This window comes from Chryseobacterium paludis (assembly GCF_025403485.1).
GTDB classification, from domain to species: Bacteria; Bacteroidota; Bacteroidia; order Flavobacteriales; family Weeksellaceae; genus Chryseobacterium; species Chryseobacterium paludis.
In genome coordinates, this window is record NZ_CP099966.1 from 4,677,324 (window position 1) to 4,703,380 (window position 26,057).

22 protein-coding genes are annotated in these 26,057 nt (G+C 34.3%); 12 read left to right on the forward strand and 10 right to left on the reverse strand.

Features of this window, described 5'->3' with window-relative positions; genetic code table 11:
* Positions 1-14 precede the first annotated feature (14 nt).
* Both NG806_RS21285 and NG806_RS21290 read right to left on the reverse strand, forming a co-directional pair.
* Entirely contained in the window at positions 15-1,955 is a 1,941-nt protein-coding gene (locus NG806_RS21285; protein WP_261511266.1) for an oleate hydratase, read from the reverse strand.
* A gap of 83 nt (positions 1,956-2,038) precedes the next feature.
* Positions 2,039-2,920 carry a helix-turn-helix domain-containing protein gene (locus NG806_RS21290; RefSeq protein ID WP_261511267.1) on the reverse strand — a complete coding sequence of 294 codons (882 nt, stop codon included), beginning with the start codon at positions 2,918-2,920 and terminating at the stop codon, positions 2,039-2,041.
* Positions 2,921-3,215: 295 nt separating this feature from the next.
* Between NG806_RS21290 and NG806_RS21295 the strand changes: the two genes are divergently transcribed.
* Together NG806_RS21295 and NG806_RS21300 are read left to right on the forward strand one after the other, a co-directional pair.
* Positions 3,216-4,394 carry an MFS transporter gene (locus NG806_RS21295; RefSeq protein ID WP_214833193.1) on the forward strand — a complete coding sequence of 393 codons (1,179 nt, stop codon included), beginning with the start codon at positions 3,216-3,218 and terminating at the stop codon, positions 4,392-4,394.
* A gap of 24 nt (positions 4,395-4,418) precedes the next feature.
* Complete coding sequence (locus NG806_RS21300) at positions 4,419-6,449, forward strand: TonB-dependent receptor (RefSeq protein ID WP_261511268.1); 2,031 nt, start codon at positions 4,419-4,421, stop codon at positions 6,447-6,449.
* 167 nt (positions 6,450-6,616) lie between these two features.
* On the opposite strand, the gene NG806_RS21305 is transcribed toward NG806_RS21300, so the two are convergent.
* On the reverse strand, positions 6,617-7,594 hold the full coding sequence (locus NG806_RS21305; RefSeq protein WP_261511269.1) for a YpdA family putative bacillithiol disulfide reductase: 978 nt from the start codon (positions 7,592-7,594) through the stop codon (positions 6,617-6,619).
* A 66-nt stretch (positions 7,595-7,660) separates the two neighbouring features.
* Between NG806_RS21305 and NG806_RS21310 the strand changes: the two genes are divergently transcribed.
* Positions 7,661-8,302: a hypothetical protein gene (locus tag NG806_RS21310; protein WP_261511270.1), complete on the forward strand. Its 642-nt coding sequence runs from the start codon at positions 7,661-7,663 to the stop codon at positions 8,300-8,302.
* Here the strand turns inward: NG806_RS21310 and NG806_RS21315 are convergent.
* From NG806_RS21315 to NG806_RS21345, 7 genes are all read right to left on the reverse strand, one after another.
* Entirely contained in the window at positions 8,299-9,648 is a 1,350-nt protein-coding gene (locus NG806_RS21315) for a glycosyltransferase family protein (protein ID WP_261511271.1), read from the reverse strand. The genes NG806_RS21310 and NG806_RS21315 overlap by 4 nt on opposite strands.
* A 26-nt stretch (positions 9,649-9,674) precedes the next feature.
* A complete protein-coding gene (locus tag NG806_RS21320; protein ID WP_261511272.1) occupies positions 9,675-12,209 on the reverse strand; it encodes a YfhO family protein in 2,535 nt (844 codons plus the stop codon).
* A 30-nt stretch (positions 12,210-12,239) separates the two neighbouring features.
* Positions 12,240-12,464 carry a hypothetical protein gene (locus tag NG806_RS21325; RefSeq protein ID WP_214832112.1) on the reverse strand — a complete coding sequence of 75 codons (225 nt, stop codon included), beginning with the start codon at positions 12,462-12,464 and terminating at the stop codon, positions 12,240-12,242.
* A gap of 25 nt (positions 12,465-12,489) precedes the next feature.
* Positions 12,490-13,536, reverse strand: a complete 1,047-nt coding sequence (locus NG806_RS21330; RefSeq protein ID WP_214832110.1) for a DUF6263 family protein — start codon at positions 13,534-13,536, stop codon at positions 12,490-12,492.
* A 36-nt stretch (positions 13,537-13,572) separates the two neighbouring features.
* Complete coding sequence (gene rlmB / locus NG806_RS21335) at positions 13,573-14,331, reverse strand: 23S rRNA (guanosine(2251)-2'-O)-methyltransferase RlmB (RefSeq protein ID WP_214832108.1); 759 nt, start codon at positions 14,329-14,331, stop codon at positions 13,573-13,575.
* Between the two features lies 1 nt (position 14,332).
* Entirely contained in the window at positions 14,333-14,803 is a 471-nt protein-coding gene (locus NG806_RS21340) for a DinB family protein (protein WP_214832100.1), read from the reverse strand.
* A gap of 256 nt (positions 14,804-15,059) precedes the next feature.
* Positions 15,060-16,397, reverse strand: a complete 1,338-nt coding sequence (locus NG806_RS21345; protein ID WP_261511273.1) for a peptide-N-glycosidase F-related protein — start codon at positions 16,395-16,397, stop codon at positions 15,060-15,062.
* A 116-nt stretch (positions 16,398-16,513) separates the two neighbouring features.
* Between NG806_RS21345 and NG806_RS21350 the strand changes: the two genes are divergently transcribed.
* The 9 genes from NG806_RS21350 (at position 16,514) to NG806_RS21390 (ending at position 26,029) form a co-directional block, all read left to right on the forward strand.
* Complete coding sequence (locus tag NG806_RS21350; RefSeq protein WP_261511274.1) at positions 16,514-17,809, forward strand: hypothetical protein; 1,296 nt, start codon at positions 16,514-16,516, stop codon at positions 17,807-17,809.
* Between the two features lie 222 nt (positions 17,810-18,031).
* Complete coding sequence (locus NG806_RS21355; RefSeq protein WP_214832082.1) at positions 18,032-19,036, forward strand: AAA family ATPase; 1,005 nt, start codon at positions 18,032-18,034, stop codon at positions 19,034-19,036.
* 9 nt (positions 19,037-19,045) lie between these two features.
* Positions 19,046-19,504, forward strand: coding sequence for a GNAT family N-acetyltransferase (locus NG806_RS21360; protein WP_214832080.1), 459 nt, complete (start codon positions 19,046-19,048; stop codon positions 19,502-19,504).
* 114 nt (positions 19,505-19,618) lie between these two features.
* A complete protein-coding gene (locus NG806_RS21365; protein WP_214832078.1) occupies positions 19,619-20,482 on the forward strand; it encodes a DUF58 domain-containing protein in 864 nt (287 codons plus the stop codon).
* A gap of 78 nt (positions 20,483-20,560) precedes the next feature.
* Complete coding sequence (locus NG806_RS21370) at positions 20,561-21,457, forward strand: BatD family protein (RefSeq protein ID WP_215174881.1); 897 nt, start codon at positions 20,561-20,563, stop codon at positions 21,455-21,457.
* On the forward strand, positions 21,450-22,442 hold the full coding sequence (locus NG806_RS21375) for a VWA domain-containing protein (protein WP_261511275.1): 993 nt from the start codon (positions 21,450-21,452) through the stop codon (positions 22,440-22,442). Before NG806_RS21370 ends, NG806_RS21375 begins: the two co-directional genes overlap by 8 nt.
* Positions 22,442-23,449 carry a vWA domain-containing protein gene (locus tag NG806_RS21380; protein WP_261511276.1) on the forward strand — a complete coding sequence of 336 codons (1,008 nt, stop codon included), beginning with the start codon at positions 22,442-22,444 and terminating at the stop codon, positions 23,447-23,449. Before NG806_RS21375 ends, NG806_RS21380 begins: the two co-directional genes overlap by 1 nt.
* Positions 23,450-23,549: 100 nt before the next feature.
* On the forward strand, positions 23,550-24,296 hold the full coding sequence (locus tag NG806_RS21385; protein WP_261511277.1) for a tetratricopeptide repeat protein: 747 nt from the start codon (positions 23,550-23,552) through the stop codon (positions 24,294-24,296).
* On the forward strand, positions 24,296-26,029 hold the full coding sequence (locus tag NG806_RS21390; RefSeq protein WP_214832049.1) for a BatD family protein: 1,734 nt from the start codon (positions 24,296-24,298) through the stop codon (positions 26,027-26,029). Before NG806_RS21385 ends, NG806_RS21390 begins: the two co-directional genes overlap by 1 nt.
* Positions 26,030-26,057 lie beyond the last annotated feature (28 nt).

Here is a 26,057-nt window from a genome sequence, read left to right on the forward strand (position 1 = left end):
TCATAAAATTTATTTTAACTTTTTATACCTTTAATCCAGTCCTGGAATTTATTGATTTGCTCCATAAAAAAGGATTCATGCTCTTCTTTTTCTACCGGATTATTGACCAGGATATGTTCAAAATAAGTTCCTTTTAATATTCTTCTTAGAATTCCCTCACCAAGGAACGGTTGATAGTCATTTAAGGCTTGGGTTGCTTTTAGAAGATGACGGATGTCATATTGCAAAGGATTTATATCCGGAACCTGTTTATTCAGGTTGAGTAAATTATAGACCGCTAATCTTCCAGTCCTTATAGAGCTCTCCATAGTAAATACCACATCATTATTGGTTTCTACAAATTGTCCCACCAAAGCTAAATTTTTACAGCCTTCTGGAACGACTCTTGGACGGTCACCTTTTGCTCTCGGCATAAACATCGAAGTGATATAAGGCATAAATGAAGATCGAACGATTGTGTTTTCAATGACATTGTCCAGCTGATCAATAATTCCAAGATGATAACATAGTTCAGCTAAAATTTCATCCCCTGTACATTCAGGCATCGTTTTCTTTACATAATTACCCTGTTTATCCATTAGTAATGAATATACCCAAAGAACAAGGACATCGTCAGGTTGGGTTGGAAAATGGGGCTGTCTGTTGCAGGTAAAACTCATCACCCAGTTAGAATCTGTAATGGTAATGATGCCTCCCGTAACTGTTCTTCCTGAATAGGGATCATTAACGGATAGTTCTTTTAATTTATCAACAAAAGCCGAAGGTTTACAGGTAAGCGTTGCAGATTCCCAGGCAGATTTTTCAATATTACTACAGAATTTTTCAGGTTTTCCAAATACTTCTGATTTTGCAGCGAGGTTTTTCCATAGCATCCATCCGGCACTTTGTCCGCTTGTACTATTATCGATATTGATAATTGGAGCTTTTTTGTTATCTCCATAGAAAGTGCTTTCGGTCATAGATCCTGTTGTTACGATCACATAATCATCTTTACCCACAGGGATTTTTACTTCCTTACCATCCTGCTCTGTAAGAATACCTTCAACTACTTTTCCTTCGGTATTAATGTGGATATCCAAATCTTTAACCAGTGTATTTAATTGGATTTGTACCCCTTTTTCAGTAAGGAATTTTCTTAATGGAGTTACGAAGGTGTCATACTGATTATACTTCGGAAACACTAAACATGAGAAGTCTTTCATACCATCTATGGCATGTAGAAATTTGTGCATATAAAGTTTTAATTCCAATAAACTGTGCCAGTTTTCAAAAGCAAACATAGACCGCCAGAAAAACCAGAAATTGCTGTTTAAAAACGATTCACTGAAATAATCCTCAATTGATAGATCATCAAGCTCTTCTTTTTTCTTTAATAAAAGCTTTATAATAGCAAGCTGATCTTTTTTTTCCAATCCGAATTTACTGAAATCCTGTATCTGTCCCTGATTATGAATTAATCTTGCTTTGGAATAATTAGGATCATTATCATTTACAAGACGGTATTCATCTAAAACAGTATAAGGAGCGGGTAGTTCTACAGCAGGAATATCCTGGAAAAGATCCCAAAGATTTTCGTAAGTCATATCCATCTCACGACCACCACGAATAATATATCCATCCTCTGGATTTCCCGCACCATCCAATGAACCTCCATCTATATGCAATTGATCTAAGAAAATTATATTTTTTCCGGGAACATGTCCGTCACGGATAAAGTAATAGGCTGTAGCCATTCCTGCAATACCACTTCCTACAATATAGATTTTACTGTTTTCGTAGGATTGGGTAGGAATACCTTTATTACGTTGATAGTTTCCAATCTGATCGGAAAAAGGCATTGTCTTTCCGGGGGTGTTAATTTGAACTTCCTTGCTTGAATCTGGTTCGTGATTTACTTTTCCATACTCATTTGAAGCTTTTAAAACTTTGTCGAATTTAGAATTGATCGTACTCATTTTATATTGTTTTTTTATTAACAGAATAAAGGTACATCTATTCTAGAGGGGCAATATGTCCCTAATGTCAGAATTAATATCCCCTAATTCTTAAGGCTGAATTTTTTTTTCCGATATTCAGAAGGGGAAAGAGAAGTCTGTTTTTTGAAAAAACGGCCAAAGGCTGACGAAGAATTGAACTGAAGCTGAAAGGATATCTCTGATATCGTTATCTCAGGAGTTCCAAGTAAAACATATGCTTCCTTTAATAATGCTTCATCTATCACTTCATGAGGTGTTTTTCCGGTTGCCTTTTTTACGATCTCTATAAGATATTTACTTGAAACAAAAAGATGATCAGCATAAAGCTGCACTGTTCTGTAGTGGTGGATGTTTTCACGGACTAATTTGCAAAACCTAAGATATAGATCGGTCTTTCCTTCTTCTTTTTCTTCAAGGTTATCGTCCGCATTGTTGAGTATTTCGGCAACTTCCAATAGCAGATTAAAAATGGTAGTTCTGATAATTTCTTCAGAATATTTTCCTTTTTGCTCTGCTTTTTTTTCCATATATCCCATTAAGTCTATTAGTATAGATGCATTTTTATTGTTTGTTTTTAAAAGACTATAAGAATTGTTGTGAAATAAATTCATTTTCTCAATGATAAAAGGATCTGAGATGTTTTTGAGTAAAAAATTCTTATCAAAAAATAACAACTTCATGGTGAAGTCCTTATGGGTATTCATAAACCTGACAATAGTAGAAGGCGCTGAAATAAGACAGCTGTTAATTCCCAGATGATATTGATTACTGTCTATTTCAAGATCTATTTCACCACCAGTGCAAATGCAGATGGCATAATAATCCATCCTGAAAGGAGTGTCGGGAAACTCAAAAATTGTTTTTCCGGAAGAAATATAATAGGATTTATGACAATCTATACTATAAAATGATAAGGTATCCTGTAAATTTTCGTAAGTTATCATTCTAATATTGAGTTGATTTAATTTAGTTAGATCCTAAAGATTTGTATAATGAATCTTGCTTTAACTGCAATTTACGAATTTTATAAAATTGAAATAAGGCAATGAGTTAAAATAATACTTGTTTTTTTATCATTTTCACTTTGTTTTTTATTTCTTCATAAAAATTAGGATTTTACGTTTATGCTCTGGCTTAATTTACCTAATTTTGTGTCTTCTAATTTTTCCCCAAACAAAATCCGTGAAATTATTAAGTATCTATACAAGCTCCTTTAAAGGGCTTTCTAAAGAAAGCTGGATGTTGGCATTGGTAATGCTTATCAACCGTGCCGGCTCTATGGTACTTCCTTTTTTGGGAGTATATATGACTGCTCATTTGAATTTCAGTATTGAAAATTCAGGAATAGTCCTGAGCTTTTTTGGAATTGGTTCTGTAATAGGTTCATGGCTTGGAGGGATGATTACCGATAAGATCGGTGAGTATAAAGTTCAGAGTTTAAGCTTGCTACTCAGTGTTCCTTTATTTTGTATGATTCCTCTCTTTACAACAGAAGTAGGGTTAGCGGGAATTATTTTGGCACAGAGTATTGTAAGTGAGACTTTCCGTCCTGCCAATTCAGTAGCGATCACTAAATATGCGAGACCTGAAAATATCACCAGGGCCTTTTCGTTGAATAGAATGGCCGTGAATTTAGGATTTTCAATAGGTCCGGCTTTAGGAGGTATTTTATCTGCTATTTCTTATGAGTTTCTATTTTATAGCAATGCTTTGGGAGCACTTATAGCAGGAATAACCTATGTTGTATTTTTTAGAAAACGAGATAAATTAGCAACTAGGAAAGCTAAAAAAGTAAAAGAAACTATTGCTATTGCCAAAGAAGGGTCACCTTATCGGGATGGAAAATTCTTGATATACTGTTTCTTTTGTATGCTGTTTGCCATATGTTTTTTTCAGTTATTCAGTACACTGACTATTTTCTATAAAGACACGGCACATCTTAGCCAGGAGCATATCGGTTATTTATTAGGGTACAGCGGTTTTCTGATTGTATTGCTGGAAATGTCATTTGTACAAATTGCTGAAAAGTATTTTAAATTAGGTGTTACGATGCTTTTAGGAACTTTCTTATGTGGTTTTTCATATGCAATGATGGCGTTTGATTATAGTATCATAACATTGCTTATTTCAATGACCATCTTATGTATTGGCGAGATATGGACACTTCCTTTTATGTCTACTATTACTGCCTTAAGATCAGGAGCCAATAATAAAGGAGCTTATATGGGATTAAATGGAATGTCTTTTTCCATTGCGTTTATTGTAACTCCTTACGTAGGAACTTTAATTGCTGAGAAATTTGGATTTACAGTACTATGGATAGGTACCGGAGCTCTCGCAACTCTAATTGCCATTGCATTTTATTTTATTGTTCCATGGATGTTAGCTGAAAAAAACTCAAAAGAGGAAACAGTTTAAAGAATCATTTGCTAGTTTTGTAGTATGGTGAGGATCTGCTTTTTACTCTTTATCATTGCTTGCCCATTTTTCTCTTCACAAAAAAGAGATTCTGCTGAACTGATCTCAGAAGTGAAAATTGATGCATATAAAAAGCCAACTACTTATATTACCTCTACAAAATCTGTTTCTGTAATTTCAGGAGTGCTTCTCCGTCAGAACACACCAGAGAGAATGCTTGAATCCATTAATCAGATCGCTGGAGCAAGAATAGAAGAACGTTCTCCTGGAAGTTACAGGATTTCGGTGCGTGGAAGCACGCTAAGATCACCTTTTGGGGTAAGAAATATTAAAGTATACCTGGATGACTTTATCCTGTCTGATGCTTCGGGAAATACCTATTTTAATCTCATCTCCCCTGAATTGATCGATAGGATAGAAATATATAAGGGGCCGGAAGGAGGTGATTATGGGGCTGCAACTGGTGGGACACTTCTTCTTCAGACAAGATCTTCAGAAAATTTATCTGCTCATCTTTCTGTCGGTAGTTATGGGGCATTTAACCAAAGCTTTGACCTTTCAAAGCAATTGGGAAAGCATTTTTTTGAAATTTTTCAGAATTATTACAGAACGGATTCTTATCGAAAACAATCTGCTGTAGAGAGGAAACAGATTTTTTTAAAAGACAGATTTCAATATACTAAAAAAGCATCATTGAATACCATGCTTTTATTTTCTGATCTTGATTATCAAACACCTGGTGGCCTTACATTAGAACAAATGCAGGTGGATAGGAAACAGTCAAGACCAGCGACCACTACAATCCCTGGTGCCAGTGAGCAAAATGCGGGAATAAGAAATAAAATGATTCTTGCAGGAATTTCTCATCAGCTGGAACTTAGTCCGAAACTTTCACATTTCATGATGTTGCAAGGTTCATATGTTGATTTTGAAAATCCTTTTATTACCAATTTTGAAAATAGATTTGAACAAAATTTTGCATTGCGAACCCATCTTAATTATACAGAACACTGGGATAAAGTTGAAATGGCATGGCGATTTGGATTTGAAGGTGGGATTAATTCCATTCTGGTTAAAAATTATGATAACAATATGGGATCAGAAGGAAGTCCTCAAAATTTTGACAAACTAAGGAACAGATCCGGATTTTATTTCCTTTCACAAAAATTTAGTTTTAATGAAAAATTATTTACAGATATTTCACTAAGCCTGAATTCAAATTCATACCAATGGGATAGGGTATATCCAAGTAATGAAAGTGGAAAGATAAATTTTAAAAAACAATGGCTTCCAAACATTGGGCTGACCTATCTTATAACAAAAGGATTTTCTGTAAGAGTGAAAGCCGGAAAGGGAAATTCGGCTCCGACAAATGAAGAGATCCGATCTTCTGATCAGCAGTTCAATCTGAATCTTGCTCCTGAATATGGTTGGAATAAGGAGATTGGAATCCGAAAACAATTTGGCGATATTTTGTTCGTAGAAGGAAGCTATTTTGATTTCAGAATGAAGAATGCTATTGTGAGAAGACAAAATGAAAAGGGACAGGAATTTTTTATTAACCAGGGAAGTGCTGTTCAAAAAGGATTTGAAACCTTAATAGAATCAAAGAATTTCAACTTTCGCAGTGAAGTGTTGAATCATTTCAAATTCAGACTTTCCGGTAGTTTTTATAGATTTAGATTTGAAGATTATAAACAGGATAACAAGGATTTTTCTGGAAATAGCTTAACAGGGGTTCCTGCAACGACAATAAATAGTTTGCTCAATTTCATGGTTTTAAAAATCATTTCTATTGATTATTCTCATTTCTATACTTCAAAAATTCCTTTGAACGACGCCAATTCAGTATGGTCTACATCAACACTCATTGGTAATTTACAATTCAGGGTTCCTGTTCAATTTCAAAAAACAAAACTCGATGTATATCTTCAGATTCAAAACCTGTATAATACAGATTATGTTTTAGGATTTGATACCAATGCATTTGGCAACCGCTTTTACAATCCGGCTGCAAAACGGAATTTTATTTTTGGTGTAAAAGCCGATTTTTAGTATTTTAATGTTGGGACCTTAGTGTATTTTTCTTGTTTTTTACTTGAAATGGGTTGGATTTTCATCTTCCGTTTCCCTTGGAATCATGATTGAGATTGCTTCGCTTCGCTACCAATGACGGCCAAATCTTAAAAACTCAGAATTGGAGAAAAGTTGTGTCTTTGTGATTAACCAAGAGATGAAAGAGTCGCCAATATGTTCTTTATAATCATTCTGGCATGAATTCTGGAGTTTTCAATAAACCACAGATGGGTATCTTTTCCTCCACAAACAACTCCCGCCAGATATAGATTTTTAATGTTCGTTTCCATTGTTTCAGGATGGTGTACAGGCTTAAGACAATCTCCCTGTAATTCAATTCCAGAATTTTTTAGAAAATCAAAATCGGGTAGGTAACCAGTCATGGCAAGGACAAAATCATTTTCAATCTCATTCATCTGACCTTTTTCATCCTTAAACACAACGCTATGCTGTTTTATCTCAATAATTTCAGAATTAAAGTGGGCATGGATGCTGCCTTCTGCAATTCGGTTGTCGATATCCGGTTTTACCCAATATTTTACACTTTTTGATATTTCAGAATGTCGGACGATCATCGTTACTTCAGCTCCTTTTCTGTACGTTTCCAAAGCTGCATCTACGGCTGAATTACTTGAGCCTATAATTGCGATCTTTTGTTTAGCATAAGGGTAGGGTTCAGAATAATAATGTTTTACTTTTGGTAAGTCTTCACCGGGAATATTCATCAGATTTGGAATATCGTAGAAGCCTGTGGAAATGATCACATTCTTTGAGTAATACTTGGCTTTGGAGGATTCAACTTCAAATATACCATCTGTTTTAGAGACTTTAATAACCCTTTCATAAAGGTGAATGTTAAGGTCTTTCTGTCTGGTAATTCCCTGATAATATTCTAATGCTTCTTGTCTGCCTGGTTTTGGTGCTGTGGATATAAAAGGGATTTCTGCAATTTCTAATTTTTCAGCCGTAGAAAAGAAACGCATATATAAAGGATAATTATACAATGAATTAACAATTGTTCCTTTTTCGATAATTAAATATGAGAGATTGTTTTTCTGAGCTTCGAGTGCACAATTTAACCCAATAGGTCCTCCTCCGATAATGAGAATATCTAAAACTTCCATTCAACAAATTTACTTATTTTTCTGGCATTAGTTTTGGTGATTTTCTATAATTAACATTAAAAAAAGATGAAGAAACTATTCATTTCAATATTGATATTAAGCGTTATAGCTTGTAAAAAAAATCCGGAGAAGCCTGCAACAAACTCTATCGATTCTATTGCTCAGACAAAAACGGATAGTACAGCTGTTCCGAAAATGAGTGAAGCTGAAAAAAAAGAAATTTTAAAGAAAACTAATGATGAGGTTTTGCAGACTCTAAAAAGTAAAGATTATCAGAAATTTTCAGAATTTATTCACCCACAAAAAGGGATTCGTTTTTCCATGTATGCTTTTATAGACATTAAAGAGGATAAGCACTTTTCGAAGACTGATTTTGAAAAATATGTTCAGACACAAACGCAATTTACCTGGGGTTCACATGACGGTTCAGGAGACTTGTACAAAGAGACGATCAAAAACTATCTTGGGAAATGGGTCTTTTCAAAAGATTTTACAATATCTTCCTATTCTCTTAATGAGTTTCAGGGAGGTGGAAATTCATTGAATAATTTAAAAGAGATCTATCCAAAGCATGATTTCACAGAAAATTATATTAAAGGAACAGAGAAATATGGAGAGATGGATTGGAAGACCCTTCGTTTTGTATATGAGGAATTCCAGGGGAAATATTATTTAATAGCTGTTATTAATGATCAGTGGACAATTTAAGCTAATACTTCAGCTAACTTTTTAGTGAGATTTCTTCTTGAGAACTGTTCAATATTCTGAGCATTTTCAAGAAGATTTCCATTTTTCCAAAGATCAAATTTTTCTAATATAAAAGCTTTTATTGCATCATCATCTTGATAACTGAAATGCTTGCCGGATTGAGTTTCTTCAAGTATTTTGGAAACGTCAGCTTTATCAGGACCAAATGAAATGATTTGTTTTCCTGTGGCTAAATATTCAAATATTTTTCCGGGAATAATGCCTTTTGAAGATTCATTTGGAAAATTAGTGATCAACAGCATATCAGAAGATTGCATTTCTACAATTGCTTTATCATGGGAAAGATATCCCAAATCTAAAATGTAATTTTTTAAACTTGAATTTTTTAGAGATTCTAAAATCTTATCATCCACTCTTCCTGCAAATTTCAGCATAAAATACTTAGCAAAATCCGAATTTGTCTGTACAAGATCACTAAGTATTTTCCAAAGGTTTTCAGGATTACGAAGCTGTTCTAAAACACCAATATAACTCAATATAAAATGAGTGTTTGGGTTTGAGGATTCAAGAGATTGTATATTATTTTTGATTTCACTATTATTTTGCCCGCTCGTTTTTTCATCGGTTAAGTTGAGCGAAACATCTTCATCAAATCCATTGGTAATACAAATCGCATTGGCACCATTTTTACGGAAGTTTTCAGCATCTGTATAGCTTGTTGCCAGAGTTATATCTGCGTTTTTAAAAACTTCACTTTCTAGCTGTCGGTGCTTTTTATCTGAACTTTTGGTTAGCCTTAAATGCCTATAATAAGAAATCTCTGTCCATGGATCACGAAAATCTGCAATCCATTTTAGTGTTGGAAGTTTCTTTTTAAGTTGCAAACCAATGAGGTGTAAGGAATGAGGTGGCCCCGAAGTAACCACAACATCAATTTTATTTTGTTTTAAATAATGCTCTAAAAATTTCACAGAAGGCTTTACCCAGAAAATCCTGGCGTCAGGAATGAAGAAATTTCCTCTTACCCAAATAGAGAGCTTAGATTTCCAGCTTTGATTTTTACCAACATCAAACTGTCCTGCTTTAAACTTTTTATTACTTTTATTAAGTTTTTCGGCAAGCTGATAAGGTTCCCAAATAGGCGTCTTTATAATTTCTAGATCTTGAGGAACATCTTTTATTAAACTCTCATCCAATAAAGGGTAGCTGGGGTTTTCAGGTGTATAAATAATAGGATTCCATCCAAAATCAGGTAGGTATTTTGCAAATTTCAACCACCTTTGAACACCCGGACCTCCTGCAGGAGGCCAGTAATAAGTGATGATAAGAATTTTCTTCTTTTCCATGGAATGTCAAACCTCGAACTTAAACTTTAAGCAGTTTTTTTAACTAGGTCTCTCTTCTTTTTGTTCACCCAGAAAATACCAAAACCACTTAGAGCAATGAATAATCCGAAAGAAAGCAAAGATATCCATTTCCCTTTTTCAATAACCTCGGGTTCGAAAACCATTCTGATGTGGTGATTTCCAGCAGGAACATGAACAGCACGAAGTAAATAGTCTGCTTTAATATAAGGTACCTCTTTTTCATCCACAAACATCTTCCATCCATGAGGATAGTAGATCTCAGAAAATACGGCCAATTGTGGAGTCTTAGATTTAGATTTAAACTCTAACTCGTTAGGCTGGTATTTTGTTAAATTAATAAATGCTGTAGAATCAGCCTGAACTGGTTTATTGGTAAAATATGATTTATCTTCAGAAGCAACAACTGCCGTTCTTTTGCTATTGATAACACCAATTGATTTTATTTCTTCATTCGGTGTATTGGCAAATTGGATATCACTTACAAACCAAGCATTGCCGTTGGCTTTTGTATTTGGCATTGTTTGTGGTTTTTCCGGACCTCCAAGAACCCAATATTTTGCATTCAATAGACTAAGAACATTCGGAACTTTTACAGAATCCATTACCTGGAAATACTCGTTGATCACATCATCATATCTTCTTAGTTTTACAGCATGATAACCTCCAATAGAAGATTTGAAATAAGAAGTATTCGTTTCACTGAAAGTTCCTAAAATATTATTGAAAATTCTATAGTGTGTTTTATCTTTTTCAGCAATTGTTTCTAATGTTTTATTGACATTCACGTTAGCTAAAATAGATCCAAGAGCCGGATTAGCCTGTACTTTTTCTGCCAGAAGATCAGAGCTTTCAGTCTGAAATGGATTTTCAGCAAATACTTTATCTACATAGTTTTCGTCATTCAGATATCGCTTGTTTACGGTCCATAGGTCAAATAAACTTACCACACCAATTATAACTAAAGCAATATTCTGATTTAACCTTTTCTTCATAGTAAGGAATAGAACTACAGCCGCTATTGCTACGTAAAGAAATGCTTTGATTGCATCTATTTTGAATAATTTAAATCTCTCATCCACCAGATAATCCAGTAGGAAAGGAGGGAAATATAGCTTCTCGTTGTCTGTGGCAAAACCTAACAAACCTTTACCAAAGATTAAAAGAATTAATATGAATCCTAACGTTCCACCTCCTACATAAAAAAGTATTTTCTTTTTATATTCTTCGGTTAATTTTTCATCCGTAAAGAATCTATACAATCCAATAATAGCAATTAATGGAAATAAGAGTTCAACAACAACTAAAATAGAAGATGGGGCTCTGAACTTGCTATAAAATGGTATGAAATCTATAAAGAAGTCCGATAATGGCATAAAGTTACTTCCCCAGGCCAATAATATGGTAAGAATGGAAGCACCTAAAATCCAATAACGGTATTTTTTCCATGCGAAAAAGAAGCCTAAAAGAGCCAGAAAACATACAATAGCTCCCTGATAAGCAGGTCCTGATGTTCCGGGCTGATCTCCCCAATAGGTCATTCCAGCAAAGCCTTTAGAAATTCTGTCCATTTCTTCCTGGCTGGAAACATTTTCCTGAACCATTTCCTGAACTTTATTCATCATTTCTTTGGCCTCAGGCTCCTGGCTTCCACCACCCATTAACCTTGGAATAAATAAGTTCAGTGTTTCCAGTTTTCCATAACTCCACAACAGAATACTTTCTTTATCCATTCCTGATTTTCCTGCAGTATGGCTATCGGTATTTAAAATTTGTTTTCCACGAACGGTTTCTTTGATATATTCCGAATTGGCCATGATTCTCTGTGAATTCATTCCAACACCGATTACACAGGAAGCTGCAATAATAGCTGAAGAAATAAGGAAATGCTTCATCAGAGTCTTTTTCTGAATAACTCTGATCAATTCTGAGATAAATAAGAATCCTAAGGCAAGAAATAAATAATAGGTCATCTGCGGATGGTTTGCCGCAATTTGTAATCCCATAAATAGCGTCGTGACAATAAATCCGACGATATATTTCTTACGGATATAAACCAGTAAAATACCGGCTAAAAGCGGTGCGAAATATTCAATAGTATTAACTTTACCGTTATGTCCCGCTGCAATTATAATGTAAAAATAGGTTGAAAGACCAAAGAAAGTGGCTCCTAATAAAGCGTATTTCCAGTTTCTGACCACAACCATTCCTAAGAGGAAAAATCCAGCAAAAAGTAAAAACAGATAATTAACAGGTCTTGGAAGAAAGTTCAGGTTACTGTCGATTTTTTTTATGATATCACCTTTAAACTGGCTACCCATTTGATACGTTGGCATTCCTCCGAACATAGAATCACTCCAATAGGTTTCCTTTTCATAATTAGCTCTATAATCGAGAAGTTCTTTTGCACCCCCTCGATACTGAACGATATCATGTTGGAAAAGCTGTTTCCCTGTAAAAACAGGAGTGGAATATAAAAATGCTAAAACTATAAATACAACTAATGAAATTGCAATATAAATTAAGTTTTTATTTTTCGCCATGCTGGTTATTATCTTTTATTTTCTTGGAATTTATCTTTTATCCTTAGTCTCTTTTACTTCTTCATAATCAACAGTTTCTGCGTCCCAGTTGATTTTCTTATTAATATCCTTGTTTGAGTTTTGTATATCCTGCTTTTTATTATTCTGGTTATTGAATCTATAACTATAGAAGGTCTTAAAGAAAAGTCTTCTAAGAATATTCCAGACAAAGAACATAATAATAGCGGTAAGTACTAGCTCAAGAATCCACTTCATATCTTTTAAATTTTATAAACCTAAACTATTTAGCAGATGGATTTACCATGACCGAAGAATTAGAAACACTTTTCATGGACTGAGATTGTTTTCCGTCTGAAATAGTTTCTACCTGAGTTGTTTTTACCGTGATATTTTGGTTGGTAATCCATCCCGTATTCTCGTCAAACTTAATAGTACCATTTTGTTCCAGTTCACTGCTGATGCTGTGAGTCATAGGTCCCTGTGCCTGTTTGTCTGTTTTTTTTGGAATTCCACCTGTTACAGCAATTTCAGCAACACCGTTACCTACACTTTTTAACTGATAGTTTGAGGTAACTTTAATTTTACCATTTGGATCAGCATTTTCTGTATTAGTCCATTTTTCTCCAACTTTTACCCCTTTTTTAGGCATAATAGTAAGGTTTTTACTGAACTGATCTTTCAATACTTTTTCATTAAAGCTTTCCTTAAGACTAGCTACAACACTTGCTTTTTGATTGGCATCTTTTACCAAAGTACCTACTGCATTGGAAACTTTAGTATAAACAGGCTCAAAACCTGTAATGGAAATTACATTTCCTTTAGTATCCATTTTCATGCTCAGCTTGTTGCTTGTAAGAGCTCTGTTGATATTCCAGATCATTTTAAGATCATCCTCTTTAGGAATAGGTTGTTTGGTGTCTACCACAATTGTTTTTCCTTCTGCAGTCTGAGAATTTCTCTTGGCAATAAGATTCAGCGTAATATCATAAACATTATTCTTAACATCATTTACAGTAAAACTCATCTCATCAGTAGATTCACTTGTTCCGTTCAATGTTTTTCCCTGTGGGTCAGTCATTGTCTTTACATCTCTCTGATACGTTGTTAAAGGATATGTTTTTCCTATTTCAAGCTTGAAAGTTTGTTTATAGACGCCTGCCGAATCTTTAATGGCAGCATTCTCTGCAACCTTTGCAATTGAATCAGCCGGAACTTCCACTGTAATGGTTTTCCCTGTTTTTGGATCTACTTTTGTAATTTTTGCTGTTTCTTTTTTACAAGAAACTAATGCTATTGATATTAGCGCTATCGCTGCTATATTTTTCATTTAATATTTTTTTAATTTTACTACTATTTTTGTTGTCTATGGATTGGGAATCACAGACATTTTCTGTCTTACTGCTTCATATAAAATCGCTCCACATGCTACGGAGACATTTAAAGATTGAGTTTTCCCTTCAATTGGTAATTTTATTTTTTCATCCGAATGGTGTAAAACTTCTTTGGATATTCCTGTTTCCTCATTACCCATAACAATAGCACAAGGTCCAGCAAAATTAACGTCATAGATCAACTTCTGTGCTTTTTCAGTAGCTGAATAGACTGCAATTCCACTTTGTTGAAGGAAATCCACAGTGTGTGCTAAATTCGCTTCTTTACATATTTTTACATTGTAGATAGCTCCTGCTGAAGTTTTTATGGCATCTGAATTAATTGGAGAAGCTCCTTTTTCAGGTATAATTACGGCATCAATTCCCACGCATTCAGCTGTTCTGCAAATGGCACCAAAATTTCTTACATCAGTCAATCGATCAAGAATTAATAAAAAAGGAGTTTTTCCTTCTTCAAATAGTTGTGGAACAATGTCTTCTATTTTATGAAACGGAACATCCGAAATAAAGGCAACAACCCCCTGGTGGTTTTTTCTTGTAAAACGGTTCAGCTTTTCAATTGGAACGTAGTTTGGACGTATTTTATTTTGTGCTAAAACTGTTTTCAGTTCAGCATAAATAGGACCTTGAAGTGCATTTTGCAAAAAGATCTTGTCAATAGTTTTTCCCGCCTCAATAGCTTCTATTACGGGGCGTAGCCCGAAAATAAAATCGTCTTTCTTATCTGTCATTTTAATATTTTTCTCCTAAAATTGCTCTTTTCTGTGACATGATATAGCCATAATGAAGGCTTTCATGCATATTGTTAAAGATGATAGCATCCTGAATACTCTTCAGATCCATACCAAAACTTGTGGTATAGGGTGTATAATCTGCAAAGAAATCACTGTCATAATCTTTCATTAAAATTTTTGAAGTTTCGGTTAATAAAAACTCCAGATCTTCAACCTCAGACTTTTGAACATTTAAGTTCGGTAAGGTTCCTTTTTTGTAAGTTTCAATCCAATATTTATCAATTCGGAAGGGGTTACCACTTAGGTAATAGTGCAGAAGCTGTTGTGTTGCAACAGTATGTGCAATATTCCAGTACATGTTATTGTTGAAGCCATCCGGGATGAGCAAAAGATCTTCATGGGAGGTATTTTGCAATATTTCCAAAAGGTTTCTTCTTACCTGTCTGTGAGCTTGAAAATGATAATTCATTTTACAAAAATTTTAATCACCAAAAATAGTTTAATAAACTGAAAATGACAATTTTTTGGCTGGAGTATTAAAGTAAAAGTTTGTAAATCCTAATAAATGCGGTCTTTATTATTTTCTTTTTTGCAAAAAAATCCCACCAGTGAAAAAAATTCAAAGGTGGGTTTTATTGTTGTTCAAATCATGTGATTTGGAGATATGAGTTAAAGTAATTGTACTTTAGTAGGTTGTTACACCGCATTGGTAACTCTTCTCATGTTTATTTTTTGATGATCTTATGTTTAAAAGTGGTTCCATCTTTTAGCACAATATTCAAAAAATAAATTCCTATACTATAAACTGAAAGATCTATCCTGTTTTCATTGTAATTTTCAGATAGTTTTTTTCCATCTATACTGAAAAGACTGATCGAAGCTACATCTGCTTTTGATTTTATATTAACGAAATCGGAGGTAGGATTAGGGTATATGTTGACGTCTATTGTTTTAACATCACTTACATTTAAAACAGCATTGCTTTTACCTTGCATATAGACTGATAAATAAACATCTCCTTGCTGCTGATTGAAAACAGCTGTTGGTATTGTATGTTTCAGGGTGTGATTGCCGGCAGTCATTGTAGGTAATGTAAAGCCTCTGATCGGAACAGAATTACCAGGACACCAGTTGTTCCATGAGGTCCAGTCTGCGAATGTTTTTGGAGTAGCTCCATAAATTCCGTTACCTTGCGTATTATAGACTCTATAAGGTTCGCAAGAGATTCCCCCTGGTGTATAAGTCAGTACCTGGACATCATCCATGTATGTGTAGTTTTGTCTTCTTACATATTCCTCGCCACCACTATTGGCACCATGAGGGGTTGATATTACAAAAAAGCGGGCATTGCTAACAGCAGTTGGAAGGTTAAAATTTACTATTCTAACGGTTTCACCGGTCACGTCAGTACTATTATAATTATTAAGCCTGCTGTAAGTAAGTATAGGAACCAAACTATTATGATCTGTTGACGTTGCTCCTGTATTTGTTGAAAAAAAAGTTAGTGTTCCGGAAAAAACATCAATCCTACCAGAACATCCTGCGACCTGAGTCTGCGCCGCATATGGAACGCCAAAAACATCGAGTTCCATATATAGATCTGATGTGCTGCGTAAACCGGTATCATGAAATACGTTGTACAAATTACTCAGGTCATAAGTATAAGGAACCTCTAGAGGAGAGCGGTTTTTATTCATAAATGGAGTAATGTATCTCCCAATTTCAATTCTTTTTACATTAGCATCGTTGATGGTGTATGTGGGTTGGTTTTTAGGAACCATTGCCAAAAAGACGCTCCCCAGACGGTCATAATTGTCGCATAGAGCACCTATAGTCACTCTCATTGCGATCTTTGCTTTAAAAGAATCGAGTTCAGCATCTGTAAGTTTTCTTGCATATCTTGTATTCGATAGTCGGATTAATCCAGGAGGTACCGGAGTTGATACAGTAGCTGCATAGCCATCATAATAAGTTGCCTGTGAAATCACATTCGTCATTGTTGTGGTCTGTGATTTGAAAAGGCCAATAAAAAGAAGACTTAAAAAAAATAGCTTTTTGTGCATATTATTGGTGTTTGATACAAATATATTAAGATGTATGGTTAATTAATCATTTTTATTATAAAAATTAAAACTTTAATGCTAAATTAGCATGTCATACCTTATTAATTCTATCATATATGAAAAAAATATTACTTTTGTCTTTGTTATCAGCAGTATTGATGCTTAATGCTCAAATAAACTTAAATATTGGAAGTACAAATGTCGGAACAGCACCAATAAGTAGTTTTTTTTCCTATTCGTACGTTCAGCAGATATATCCTAAACAGGAAATAAATACCAATGCTGCAGGAAATATTACAGGACTTGCATTTTATTTGGATTCCTCCGCAAGTATTAATGATTCTTCAAATTGGACGGTCTATCTTGGGCACACAACAAAAACATCCTTCACATCCGGAACAGACTGGATACCTTTTTCACAACTTACTCAGGTTTTTGCAGGAACAATAACCAATAATAATGGTAAGGTAGAAATTTCTTTTACAACACCATTTGCTTATAATAATACAGATAATTTAGTTGTAGCTGCAAAAGAAAACGCTCCAAGTATTGATATTAATAATTTTGACGAAGTTTTCCGGGTTTATGATCATATTCCATATTCTACTCTTTATTATAAAGGAGATAATGCAGTTGTTGATCCGGCGTCTCCACCAGGAGGAATAAGAGCTGATTATAAATCATCGGTTACAATTTTAGGATTAACACCAAGAACTACTCCTGCTTGTCCTTTTGTTGTTTATCCTGTAAATAATGCCCCATCAGTTCCTTTATCCCCCAATATTAAATGGTTTCCAGTTTCAGGAGCAGATTCTTATAAAGTTTCAATAGGAACCACTCCGGGAGGAACAAATGTTATTAACCAGCAAGTAGTTACTGCTACTAATTTTTCTCCATCAACGGCACTTAATCCCGGAGTTAATTATTATTTAACAGTTACTTCTGTTTCTGGTGGTGTTGAATCGTCTGGTTGTGCAGATGTTATTTTTAAAACAGTTCCTCCAGTACCGACAAATGATGCTTGTTCGGGAGCTCTGTTAGCGTCTGTTTTCCCTTATACCTATACACAAAGTGATGCTATATCCACTACTAATAATGCTGGGAATATCAGTGTGTGTGCTGATGCGATGAATGATGGCACCTGGTTTAAATTTGTTGGCGATGGTAGTCAATATACCATTAAAGTAACAATGCCTTCAGGTAGTGCTTTTGACCCTCAAATAGGGATATATAGTGGTACTTGTACCAATTTAGTATGCGTAAATACGGTGGATAATGGAGGTGCTGCTGCTGCTGAAACGATAACTATTACCACAACAGCAGGAACTGAATATTACATAAACGTAGGGTCGTATGAAGAAACAACAGATGTCGCGGAAGATACTTTTACTATTACAGTGACTAAACTTTAATATTCCAAATAAACATATATTATTTCATCATGTTTGTCGATTTTTATAGTCAATTATAGGCATGAAGAATTGTTGTGATAGATGGTGTTGAAGTAATAGAACAGCACTGGATTCTTCTTTAAACGCTGGAATATTTAACAAACTTTAACTCAAAAATGGCATTTATTGTGTTGATTAATGCGAGTATTTATTAGAAATTTACCAATTATTTTAAATTAAGCTATGTCAGATACATACCAAGCAGAAGATATTCGTCAGTTAACAGAGAAGGTAAAAGAAAAGAATTACTTGTTTTCTCTTCTAAGACAGGAAATCAACAAAGTTATTATTGGACAGGAATATATGATAGACCGCCTTTTGGTAGGTCTTTTGGGGAATGGACATGTTCTTTTGGAAGGTGTACCCGGTTTAGCCAAGACTTTAGCTATAAAAACTTTGGCAGAAGCTGTTCATGGTGATTTCTCCAGAATCCAGTTTACTCCTGATTTACTTCCTGCTGATGTTGTAGGAACGATGATATTCAATATTAAAGACAATGATTTCTCCATAAAGAAAGGTCCTGTATTTGCTAATTTTGTACTTGCAGATGAGATCAACCGTGCACCGGCAAAGGTACAGTCAGCACTGTTGGAAGTGATGCAGGAGAAACAGGTTACGATTGGAGATGAAACCATGAAGCTTCCTAAGCCATTTTTGGTATTGGCCACTCAAAACCCGATTGATCAGGAAGGAACCTATTTATTACCTGAAGCTCAAAGTGACCGTTTTATGCTGAAGTGTAAAATAGATTATCCTGAATTTGAAGATGAAAGAAAGGTAATGAGAATGGTCTCTACCTCTCACCAGCCTACCGTTCAGCCAGTAATAGGTCTTCAGGATATTGTAGATGCAAAAGAGCTTATCAATCAGATCTATCTGGATGAAAAGATCGAGAAATATATTCTGGATATGGTTTTTGCAACCCGTTATCCTGAGAATTATGGACTTTCAGATCTTAAAAATTATATCAGTTTCGGAGCTTCACCAAGAGCTTCCATCAACTTAGCAATAGCTTCAAGAGCCTATGCATTTCTAAGAGGAAGAGCATTTGTAATTCCTGAAGATGTAAAAGAATTGGCTAAAGATGTTTTAAGACATAGAATAGGTTTAACATTCGAAGCTGAAGCAGAAGAAATTTCATCAGAAGAAATCGTTAATAGAATTTTGGCTAAAATTCAAGCTCCTTAATATTATTTTATGAATGATGTTGTTATAAGAAAAGCTTTTCAGGAAGACTGCGTTCCAATGTTGGAGCTTATTAAAGAACTTGCTGAATATGAAAAGGCTTTGCATGAAGTTACTGTTACTTTAGAGGAATTTATAGATGCCGGATTCGGGAGTTCTCCTGTCTGGGGAGCTTTTGTAGCGGAAGTTGATGATGAAATAGTGGGGATATCTTTATATTATAACAGATATTCAACATGGAAAGGAAGGAGATTGTATTTAGAAGATCTGGTAGTGACTGAAAGAATGAGAGGAAAACAGATTGGGAAGAAATTATTCGATGCTACCGTGGAATTCGGAAAATCAAATAATTATAGTGGAATGATGTTTCAGGTATTAAACTGGAATGAGTCTGCGATTAACTTCTATAAAAAGTACAACCCTAAATTTGATGATGAGTGGCTTAATGTATCCATTGAGTTTAAAGACTAAAGCAAGAAGTTGAAAATTTAAAGTTGAAAGTTGAAAATTTTTGGTTTAGCACAAATAATTTGTAGTTCATCACTTTCACTTCTCCATTTTCAACTTTCAATTACCAATTAATCTATGCAGATAAAAGATATTGTAAAAAAAGTAAAACAGATAGAAATCCGTACCCGCAAGAAAACGGAGGCTACTTTAATGGGACAATATCATAGTGCTTTTAAAGGGCAGGGCATGACTTTTTCTGAAGTTCGTCCTTATCAGTTTGGAGATGAGATCCGTAGGATAGATTGGAATAAAACAGCTCGTTTCCGGGAACCTTTCGTAAAAGTAATGGAAGAGGAAAGGGAACTGACAATGATGATTCTGGTCGATATATCGGCATCGATGGACTATGGAACAAAAAAACAGCTCAAAAGAGAATATGTAGCAGAGATTGCTGCGAGCCTTGGATTTTCAGCTGCAGGAAATAATGATAAAGTAGGATTGATCTTATTTGCAGATAAAGTATATAAAGTAATTCCACCTCAAAAAGGGAGAAAACATATCCTTTCCATTATCAGTAATATTTTAACTGCAGATTATGTACCTGCGGTTTCAAAGGTTGATAAAGCTTTAGAGTACATGATGGGAATTTTCAAAAGAAAATCACTCGTTTTTCTCTTTTCGGATTTTGATGATGAATATGATTCTAAAATGTTGAGGGTCACTTCAAAGAAGCATCAACTATTGGGAATGAGGATTTATGACGAAAAGGATAATGAGATTCCGGATGTAGGATATGCATTATTTTATGATGCGGAAACAGGAAAGCAGGTTTGGGCAAATACATCAAGTGCCAGATGGAGGTATACCTTTGCGGAGGCACAAAAGCAAAAAGTACGGGCATTAGAAGAAGATTTTGCTAACAGCTCTGCTAGTTTTATGAATGTAGCTGCAGGTGAAGATTATTCAAAATTATTATATAATTATTTTCAAAAAAAGTAATTGTATCAACAGGTGTGATTTTAAGAACGCACAATAATAAAAAACAGGTAGGGCTTTTCAGCCAAAATTGAATTGAAATTGAAAAAAATACTATTTATAATATGTTCTCTGGTCTGTGTAAATACTTTTTCACAGATCCTTTCTTCCCATCTTGAAAAACAGACTCTTGCTTTAGGAGAAGTGAATCATTTTGTTATTAAAATTGATAACCTGAACAATCAGCAGGTGGGTGCAGCAGCTAAAAATGAACTGCTGCCTTTCCATTTTGAAGAGGTGAAAGACAGCATTGGTACTAAGCCAGATTTATATGAGAGAAAGATCGAATTTGCTGTTTATGAAGAAGGGAAATTTACCATTCCTGAACTCGAATTTAAAGTAGGAGATAAAATATTAAAAACCATTCCTTATGAAATAGACGTCATTAATACGGCCCAAAAAGGGGATCAGATTAATGATATCATGAAGAATAAAGAAGTAAAACTGGGAACTAAAGATTATTGGGAGCTTTATAAATGGTATATTTTGGCTGCCTTATCGGTTATTGCCCTTATCATTGCAATCATTATGTATCTGAAGTGGGGAAGGAAATCAAAAAGCTCTCCTGTCGTAGCTACCAATCAGACACTGAAGGAACTGGACTCGCTTAAAAAGAAAAAATATATAGAAGAAGGAAATTATCGTTCTTTTTATGTTGAATTAATTGAAATTTCAAGAAAATTTATCACTAAACAATATCATTTACCGGCGGATGTATTGCTTACAGATGATCTTGTACATTTAATGAAAGAGAATAATACAATATCATTGGAGAATGAAAAGGTAGTTGAAGAGGTCTTTCTAAGGGGAGATTTAGTGAAGTTTGCCAAAACTTTCCCTGATCAGAAGACCATGGAAAATGACTTTGCAGATATCAGAGAGTTTGTAAAAAGATCATCAAAAGATCTGGAATTTGAAAACTTAAGAAAGGATGTTTAATTTCGAATTTTATAGCCCCTGGTTTTTTCTGCTTTTTCTGTTGTTTATTCCTCTTTTGTTTAGAGACATAAGCAAGCAGAAGAAAAAAGGTATAAAAGTACCTACAGTAAAAAGTATGGATAGCAGCAATGGAATTGTGGCTGTATTATTTTTACTTAAAATATCAAAGTATATTATACTTTCTGCACTTATTATTGCGATGGCAAGACCAAGAACCTTTACGATCTCTCAAGACAGAGATGATACAAAAGGAATTGATATTATGCTTTCTGTGGACGTATCTTTAAGTATGCTTGCTAAAGATTTAACACCCGACCGATTAACGGCTCTTAAAGATATTGCAATAAAATTTGTTGAAAAACGACCTAATGACAGATTAGGTTTGGTGACCTACTCAGGGGAGGCATTTACAAAGGTTCCTGTGACATCTGACCATCAGGTGGTGATAGATGAATTAAAGAATCTTAATCCACTGGAACTTCAGCCGGGAACAGCTATTGGCGAGGGACTTTCTGTAGCGGTAAACCATTTAAAGAATAGTAAAGCAAAAAGTAAAATTATTATCCTTATGACAGATGGTGTAAATACCATTGAAAATGCGATGCCTACTCAGGTGGGTGCAGAGCTGGCAAAGAATAATAACATCAAAGTATATTCTATTGGGATTGGAACAAATGGATACGCTCTAATGCCAACCCAAACCGATATTTTCGGAGATCTTGTCTTTACGGAAACAGAAGTTAAAATTGATGAGCCTATTTTAAGAGAAATTGCTCAGACAACGGGAGGTAAATATTTCAGGGCTACCTCAAACAGCAGTCTGGAAGAAGTATATGACGAAATAAACCAATTGGAAAAGTCTGATGTGAAAGTTTCCAAACTGTATAATTATCAGGAATATTTTAAAATTTTCCTGTGGATCGCTTTAGGGATGCTCGTTATTGATGCATTTCTAAGATGGTTTTTTTATAAATTTTTGAGTTGATGGATTGGTATTTAGGGAATTATTGGTATTTGTTGTTGCTGTTGCTTTTGCCGCTGCTCGGTTTTTTATTGGTTCGTTACCTGAACTGGAAGGATAAAAGAAAAGTGATTTTTGCGGATAATCAGTTTCATGAAGATCTTTTTGAAAAAAAATCAGGATTTACCAAAGTATTTCCCGTCTTATATCTTTTGGGAACCCTCTTTTTAATTTTTGCAATTATTGATTTATTAAATGGTTCTGAAGAAATTAAAACCAATCAAAAATTAAATAATGTCATTTTTATGCTTGATGTTTCCAATTCGATGAATGCGGAGGATATCAATCCAAATCGGTTGAATGAGGCAAAAAATCTAATGATCAATACGATGCAGAAGATGAAAAGTGATAAAATAGGAATTGTGATTTTTGCAGGTGAAGCTACTTCTATAATGCCTTTGACAACGGATTATACTTCCGCTGAAACGTATATCAACGCAATTGAAACGAATTCTATGCAAATCCAGGGAACCGATTTTCTTAAAGCCATGCAGGCAGCGGTCAGTAAGTTTAAAAATGTAAGCAAAGGAGCCCGGAAGGTTGTCTTATTAAGTGATGGAGAAGATAATGAAGGGAATGATAATGCAGCAATAAAACTTGCTAATAAGGAGGGTATTATGGTTACTTCTGTAGGAATAGGTTCGGATGAAGGAGCGCCAGTCCCGGAATATGTATTTGGCCAGTTAATGGGATATAAAACCGATAGAGCGGGAGAAACTGTTATTTCAAAAAGACAGACCGGAGCACTAAAAAAAATAGCAGAATCTACAGGTGGATCATACGTTGATGGTAATAATATCAATGAAACACCAGACCGAATTATTGATGCCTTAAATAAAAAAATGTCTTCCTCAGAAACACTGGTAAAATCTCAAAACGCAAATCATTATTATCAATACTTTTTAGCAGTGTCCTTATTGTTTTTTTTCCTAATTTACATTTTCAATCCAAAAAGAGATTTTAATGTGTGATTTTTCTAGTTTTTTTCCTATTTTTTCACCAGATACTTTAACCCAATTTTAACAAATAAAAGCCTGTTTATTAACATATAAAGGAATAATTTTGCATATAATGAATACTAAAATCATTTTTTTATCGTTTATAATTGCTTTTCTAGTGTCAGGGACGTTGTTTGCTCAGGAAAACTACAAGACTTTGGTGTATGAAGGCAATCAAAAATTCAATGGTAAAAACTATGATGGCGCATCTTCTAAATATATGGAAGCTATAAAATCCAATGAAAAAGATTTTACAGCACATTACAATTTAGGAAATGCATTGTATAAAAATAAAAAATATGAAGAGGCCAGGACTGAATTTGAAAAAGCACAAAAGCTATCTCAGACCTTGCCGGATAAAGCAGCGGCTCTTTATAATTTAGGGAATACTTATATGCAGATGAATCAACCTGATAAAGCTGCAGATTTTTATAAGCAATCCTTAAAACAGGATCCCTATAACGAAGCTACGAGAAAGAATTATGAAATTGCTAAGTTGAAGGAAAAAGAAAGCCAGCAAAAGAAAAACCAACAGAGTAAATCTGGAAAAGGTGGCGGTGGTAAAGACCAACAACAAAATGATGATCAAAAAGGCAATCCAAAAGATCAAAAACAAGATCAGGGCAAAGGCCAGCAAAATCAAGGTGAAAGTCAGCAGAACAATGATCCTGACCAAAACCAGAATAATGAAGGTAAAATGCCAAAAGATCTTGAAAATGCAATATTGAATAAAGTAAGCGAAAAAGAAAAAGAGACCGCCAAAAGAATTTTAAATAAAGATTCTTACTCAATGCCTGAAAGCAATGAGAAAGATTGGTGATGCAATATAAACTGTTTTACATACTGGTTATCCTTACTTCCGTAATTTCTTACGGACAGGTAAATATTTCCGTAACCCCAGATAAAACAGATTACAGCAGCAAGGACATTGTAAACCTTACCATTATTCTTGAATTGAATGGGAGTGAATATAATCAGCAAACACCACTTCGTTTACCCGATCTATCAAAATTTAATATGGTGGGTAGTGGATCTGTAAGCAGTGGCTATATGGATCCTGAAACCAATACTGTGATTACTCAATATGTAACCAGAGTAGCCCTTGAACCTAAACAGAAAGGAAAAGTAAAAATCGGGTCTGTACTTGTTACCATAAATAATAAAATTTATAAAACCGAACCTTTCGACATCTTTGTGAAAGATGTTGAAAAAAAATCTGTTGCTAATGCTTCAAATGATGTCTATCTTAATATGGAGATTGAAGACAGAGAGGTTTATCAGGATCAACCAACTATTGCCGTTTTAAAAGTTTATTCTAAAAATATAGACAACTTCAGAAAGGTGAAAAATATTCATCTTCCGGATCAGGATAATATCAATGTTCATCCCATTAATTTCAACAGATCAGAAATTGATCCTTCAGGTTACGGAAATATGGCTTCGCAGGTTTTAGCTATGTTCATGGTTTTTCCAAATGAAGCAGGATATGTCGAAGTTCCCTCTGTTTCAGCTTCTGTAAGTACATATGCGAACAAGAATAAAATTTTGTCAAATAAGGTTAAGCTTAATGTAAAAAAACTACCCGAAGGTTCACCAGAGTATTTTAAAAATGCAGTAGGAAATTTCAATGTGAGCGTTTACAATACTTCCAACGAAAAAGTAGAGGTTAAGAAACCATTGAATATCATTGTAAAGGTTTCCGGTGTAGGAAATTTAACAGATATGATTTTGCCAAAAATTGTTGAATCTCCGGATTATGATTTATTTGCACCTAAGATCACTTCGAAAGTAGTTCCTGATATGACTGGAATAAAAGGAGAGGTTTTAGCAAACTATGTTGTGATTCCCAAGAAAGCAGGTCCTATATCAATTAAAACTGAACAGTTTGCATTCTTTAATCCTAATAGTAAGGAATATATAGATCTGGGTCAGGAAACATTAGCCGTAAACGCTTTTTCACATGATCAGATTATGGAAGCCCGCTCTACGGTTGAAAGAGTAAATGAATATACCAATACTCTCCTGGAAACGGTAGATACTCCGGTATTAAAGACTACAACATTTAAAGTTAAAGAGAAAAACAAGTTCCATTGGAGTATCCTTTTAACGAATATTGGAATTCTTTTAGGCTTATTTATTGCATATATTCTATTTAAGACTTGGCAAAAAAAACGTAAATTAATTAAAGAAACTGTACCGATGAAACCTCTTGGATCAGTTGCTGAAACAGAAAATGAAATAAGACAAAGACTGAAAACTGATGTCAATGATTATTTCAGTTATTTAGAGAATCTTAAAGATAGTGAAGATTATCAAAAGTTCTTTCAGACGGTTGATGAATTAGATGAAGAAGTTAGAAAAGAGTATTTTCAGGGCTCTACAAAAGATTTTGGAAAATTTTTAGAAAGTTATAAAGGGATTGCTATTGCTGAAGAGTATAGAACGCTTTCACAAAAGATTCAGATTGAAAAGTTCTCACCTGTGAAATCTTCAGAGGGAATTGATGAACTTTTAGTTGCTATTGTTAATTTGTATTCTAAGATTAGCAAATAGTCAATTTTTTTTCATATTTTTGCGAAAT

What these genes read in the sequence shown, in the direction of transcription:
- NG806_RS21285 (WP_261511266.1), bottom strand. Translation starts at nt 1,955, where the DNA reads ATGAGTACGATCAATTCTAAATTCGACAAAGTTTTAAAAGCTTCAAAT.
- NG806_RS21290 (WP_261511267.1), bottom strand. Translation starts at nt 2,920, where the DNA reads ATGATAACTTACGAAAATTTACAGGATACCTTATCATTTTATAGTATA.
- NG806_RS21295 (WP_214833193.1), top strand. Translation starts at nt 3,216, where the DNA reads ATGTTGGCATTGGTAATGCTTATCAACCGTGCCGGCTCTATGGTACTT.
- NG806_RS21300 (WP_261511268.1), top strand. Translation starts at nt 4,419, where the DNA reads ATGGTGAGGATCTGCTTTTTACTCTTTATCATTGCTTGCCCATTTTTC.
- NG806_RS21305 (WP_261511269.1), bottom strand. Translation starts at nt 7,594, where the DNA reads ATGGAAGTTTTAGATATTCTCATTATCGGAGGAGGACCTATTGGGTTA.
- NG806_RS21310 (WP_261511270.1), top strand. Translation starts at nt 7,661, where the DNA reads ATGAAGAAACTATTCATTTCAATATTGATATTAAGCGTTATAGCTTGT.
- NG806_RS21315 (WP_261511271.1), bottom strand. Translation starts at nt 9,648, where the DNA reads ATGGAAAAGAAGAAAATTCTTATCATCACTTATTACTGGCCTCCTGCA.
- NG806_RS21320 (WP_261511272.1), bottom strand. Translation starts at nt 12,209, where the DNA reads ATGGCGAAAAATAAAAACTTAATTTATATTGCAATTTCATTAGTTGTA.
- NG806_RS21325 (WP_214832112.1), bottom strand. Translation starts at nt 12,464, where the DNA reads ATGAAGTGGATTCTTGAGCTAGTACTTACCGCTATTATTATGTTCTTT.
- NG806_RS21330 (WP_214832110.1), bottom strand. Translation starts at nt 13,536, where the DNA reads ATGAAAAATATAGCAGCGATAGCGCTAATATCAATAGCATTAGTTTCT.
- rlmB (WP_214832108.1), bottom strand. Translation starts at nt 14,331, where the DNA reads ATGACAGATAAGAAAGACGATTTTATTTTCGGGCTACGCCCCGTAATA.
- NG806_RS21340 (WP_214832100.1), bottom strand. Translation starts at nt 14,803, where the DNA reads ATGAATTATCATTTTCAAGCTCACAGACAGGTAAGAAGAAACCTTTTG.
- NG806_RS21345 (WP_261511273.1), bottom strand. Translation starts at nt 16,397, where the DNA reads ATGCACAAAAAGCTATTTTTTTTAAGTCTTCTTTTTATTGGCCTTTTC.
- NG806_RS21350 (WP_261511274.1), top strand. Translation starts at nt 16,514, where the DNA reads ATGAAAAAAATATTACTTTTGTCTTTGTTATCAGCAGTATTGATGCTT.
- NG806_RS21355 (WP_214832082.1), top strand. Translation starts at nt 18,032, where the DNA reads ATGTCAGATACATACCAAGCAGAAGATATTCGTCAGTTAACAGAGAAG.
- NG806_RS21360 (WP_214832080.1), top strand. Translation starts at nt 19,046, where the DNA reads ATGAATGATGTTGTTATAAGAAAAGCTTTTCAGGAAGACTGCGTTCCA.
- NG806_RS21365 (WP_214832078.1), top strand. Translation starts at nt 19,619, where the DNA reads ATGCAGATAAAAGATATTGTAAAAAAAGTAAAACAGATAGAAATCCGT.
- NG806_RS21375 (WP_261511275.1), top strand. Translation starts at nt 21,450, where the DNA reads ATGTTTAATTTCGAATTTTATAGCCCCTGGTTTTTTCTGCTTTTTCTG.
- NG806_RS21380 (WP_261511276.1), top strand. Translation starts at nt 22,442, where the DNA reads ATGGATTGGTATTTAGGGAATTATTGGTATTTGTTGTTGCTGTTGCTT.
- NG806_RS21385 (WP_261511277.1), top strand. Translation starts at nt 23,550, where the DNA reads ATGAATACTAAAATCATTTTTTTATCGTTTATAATTGCTTTTCTAGTG.
- NG806_RS21390 (WP_214832049.1), top strand. Translation starts at nt 24,296, where the DNA reads ATGCAATATAAACTGTTTTACATACTGGTTATCCTTACTTCCGTAATT.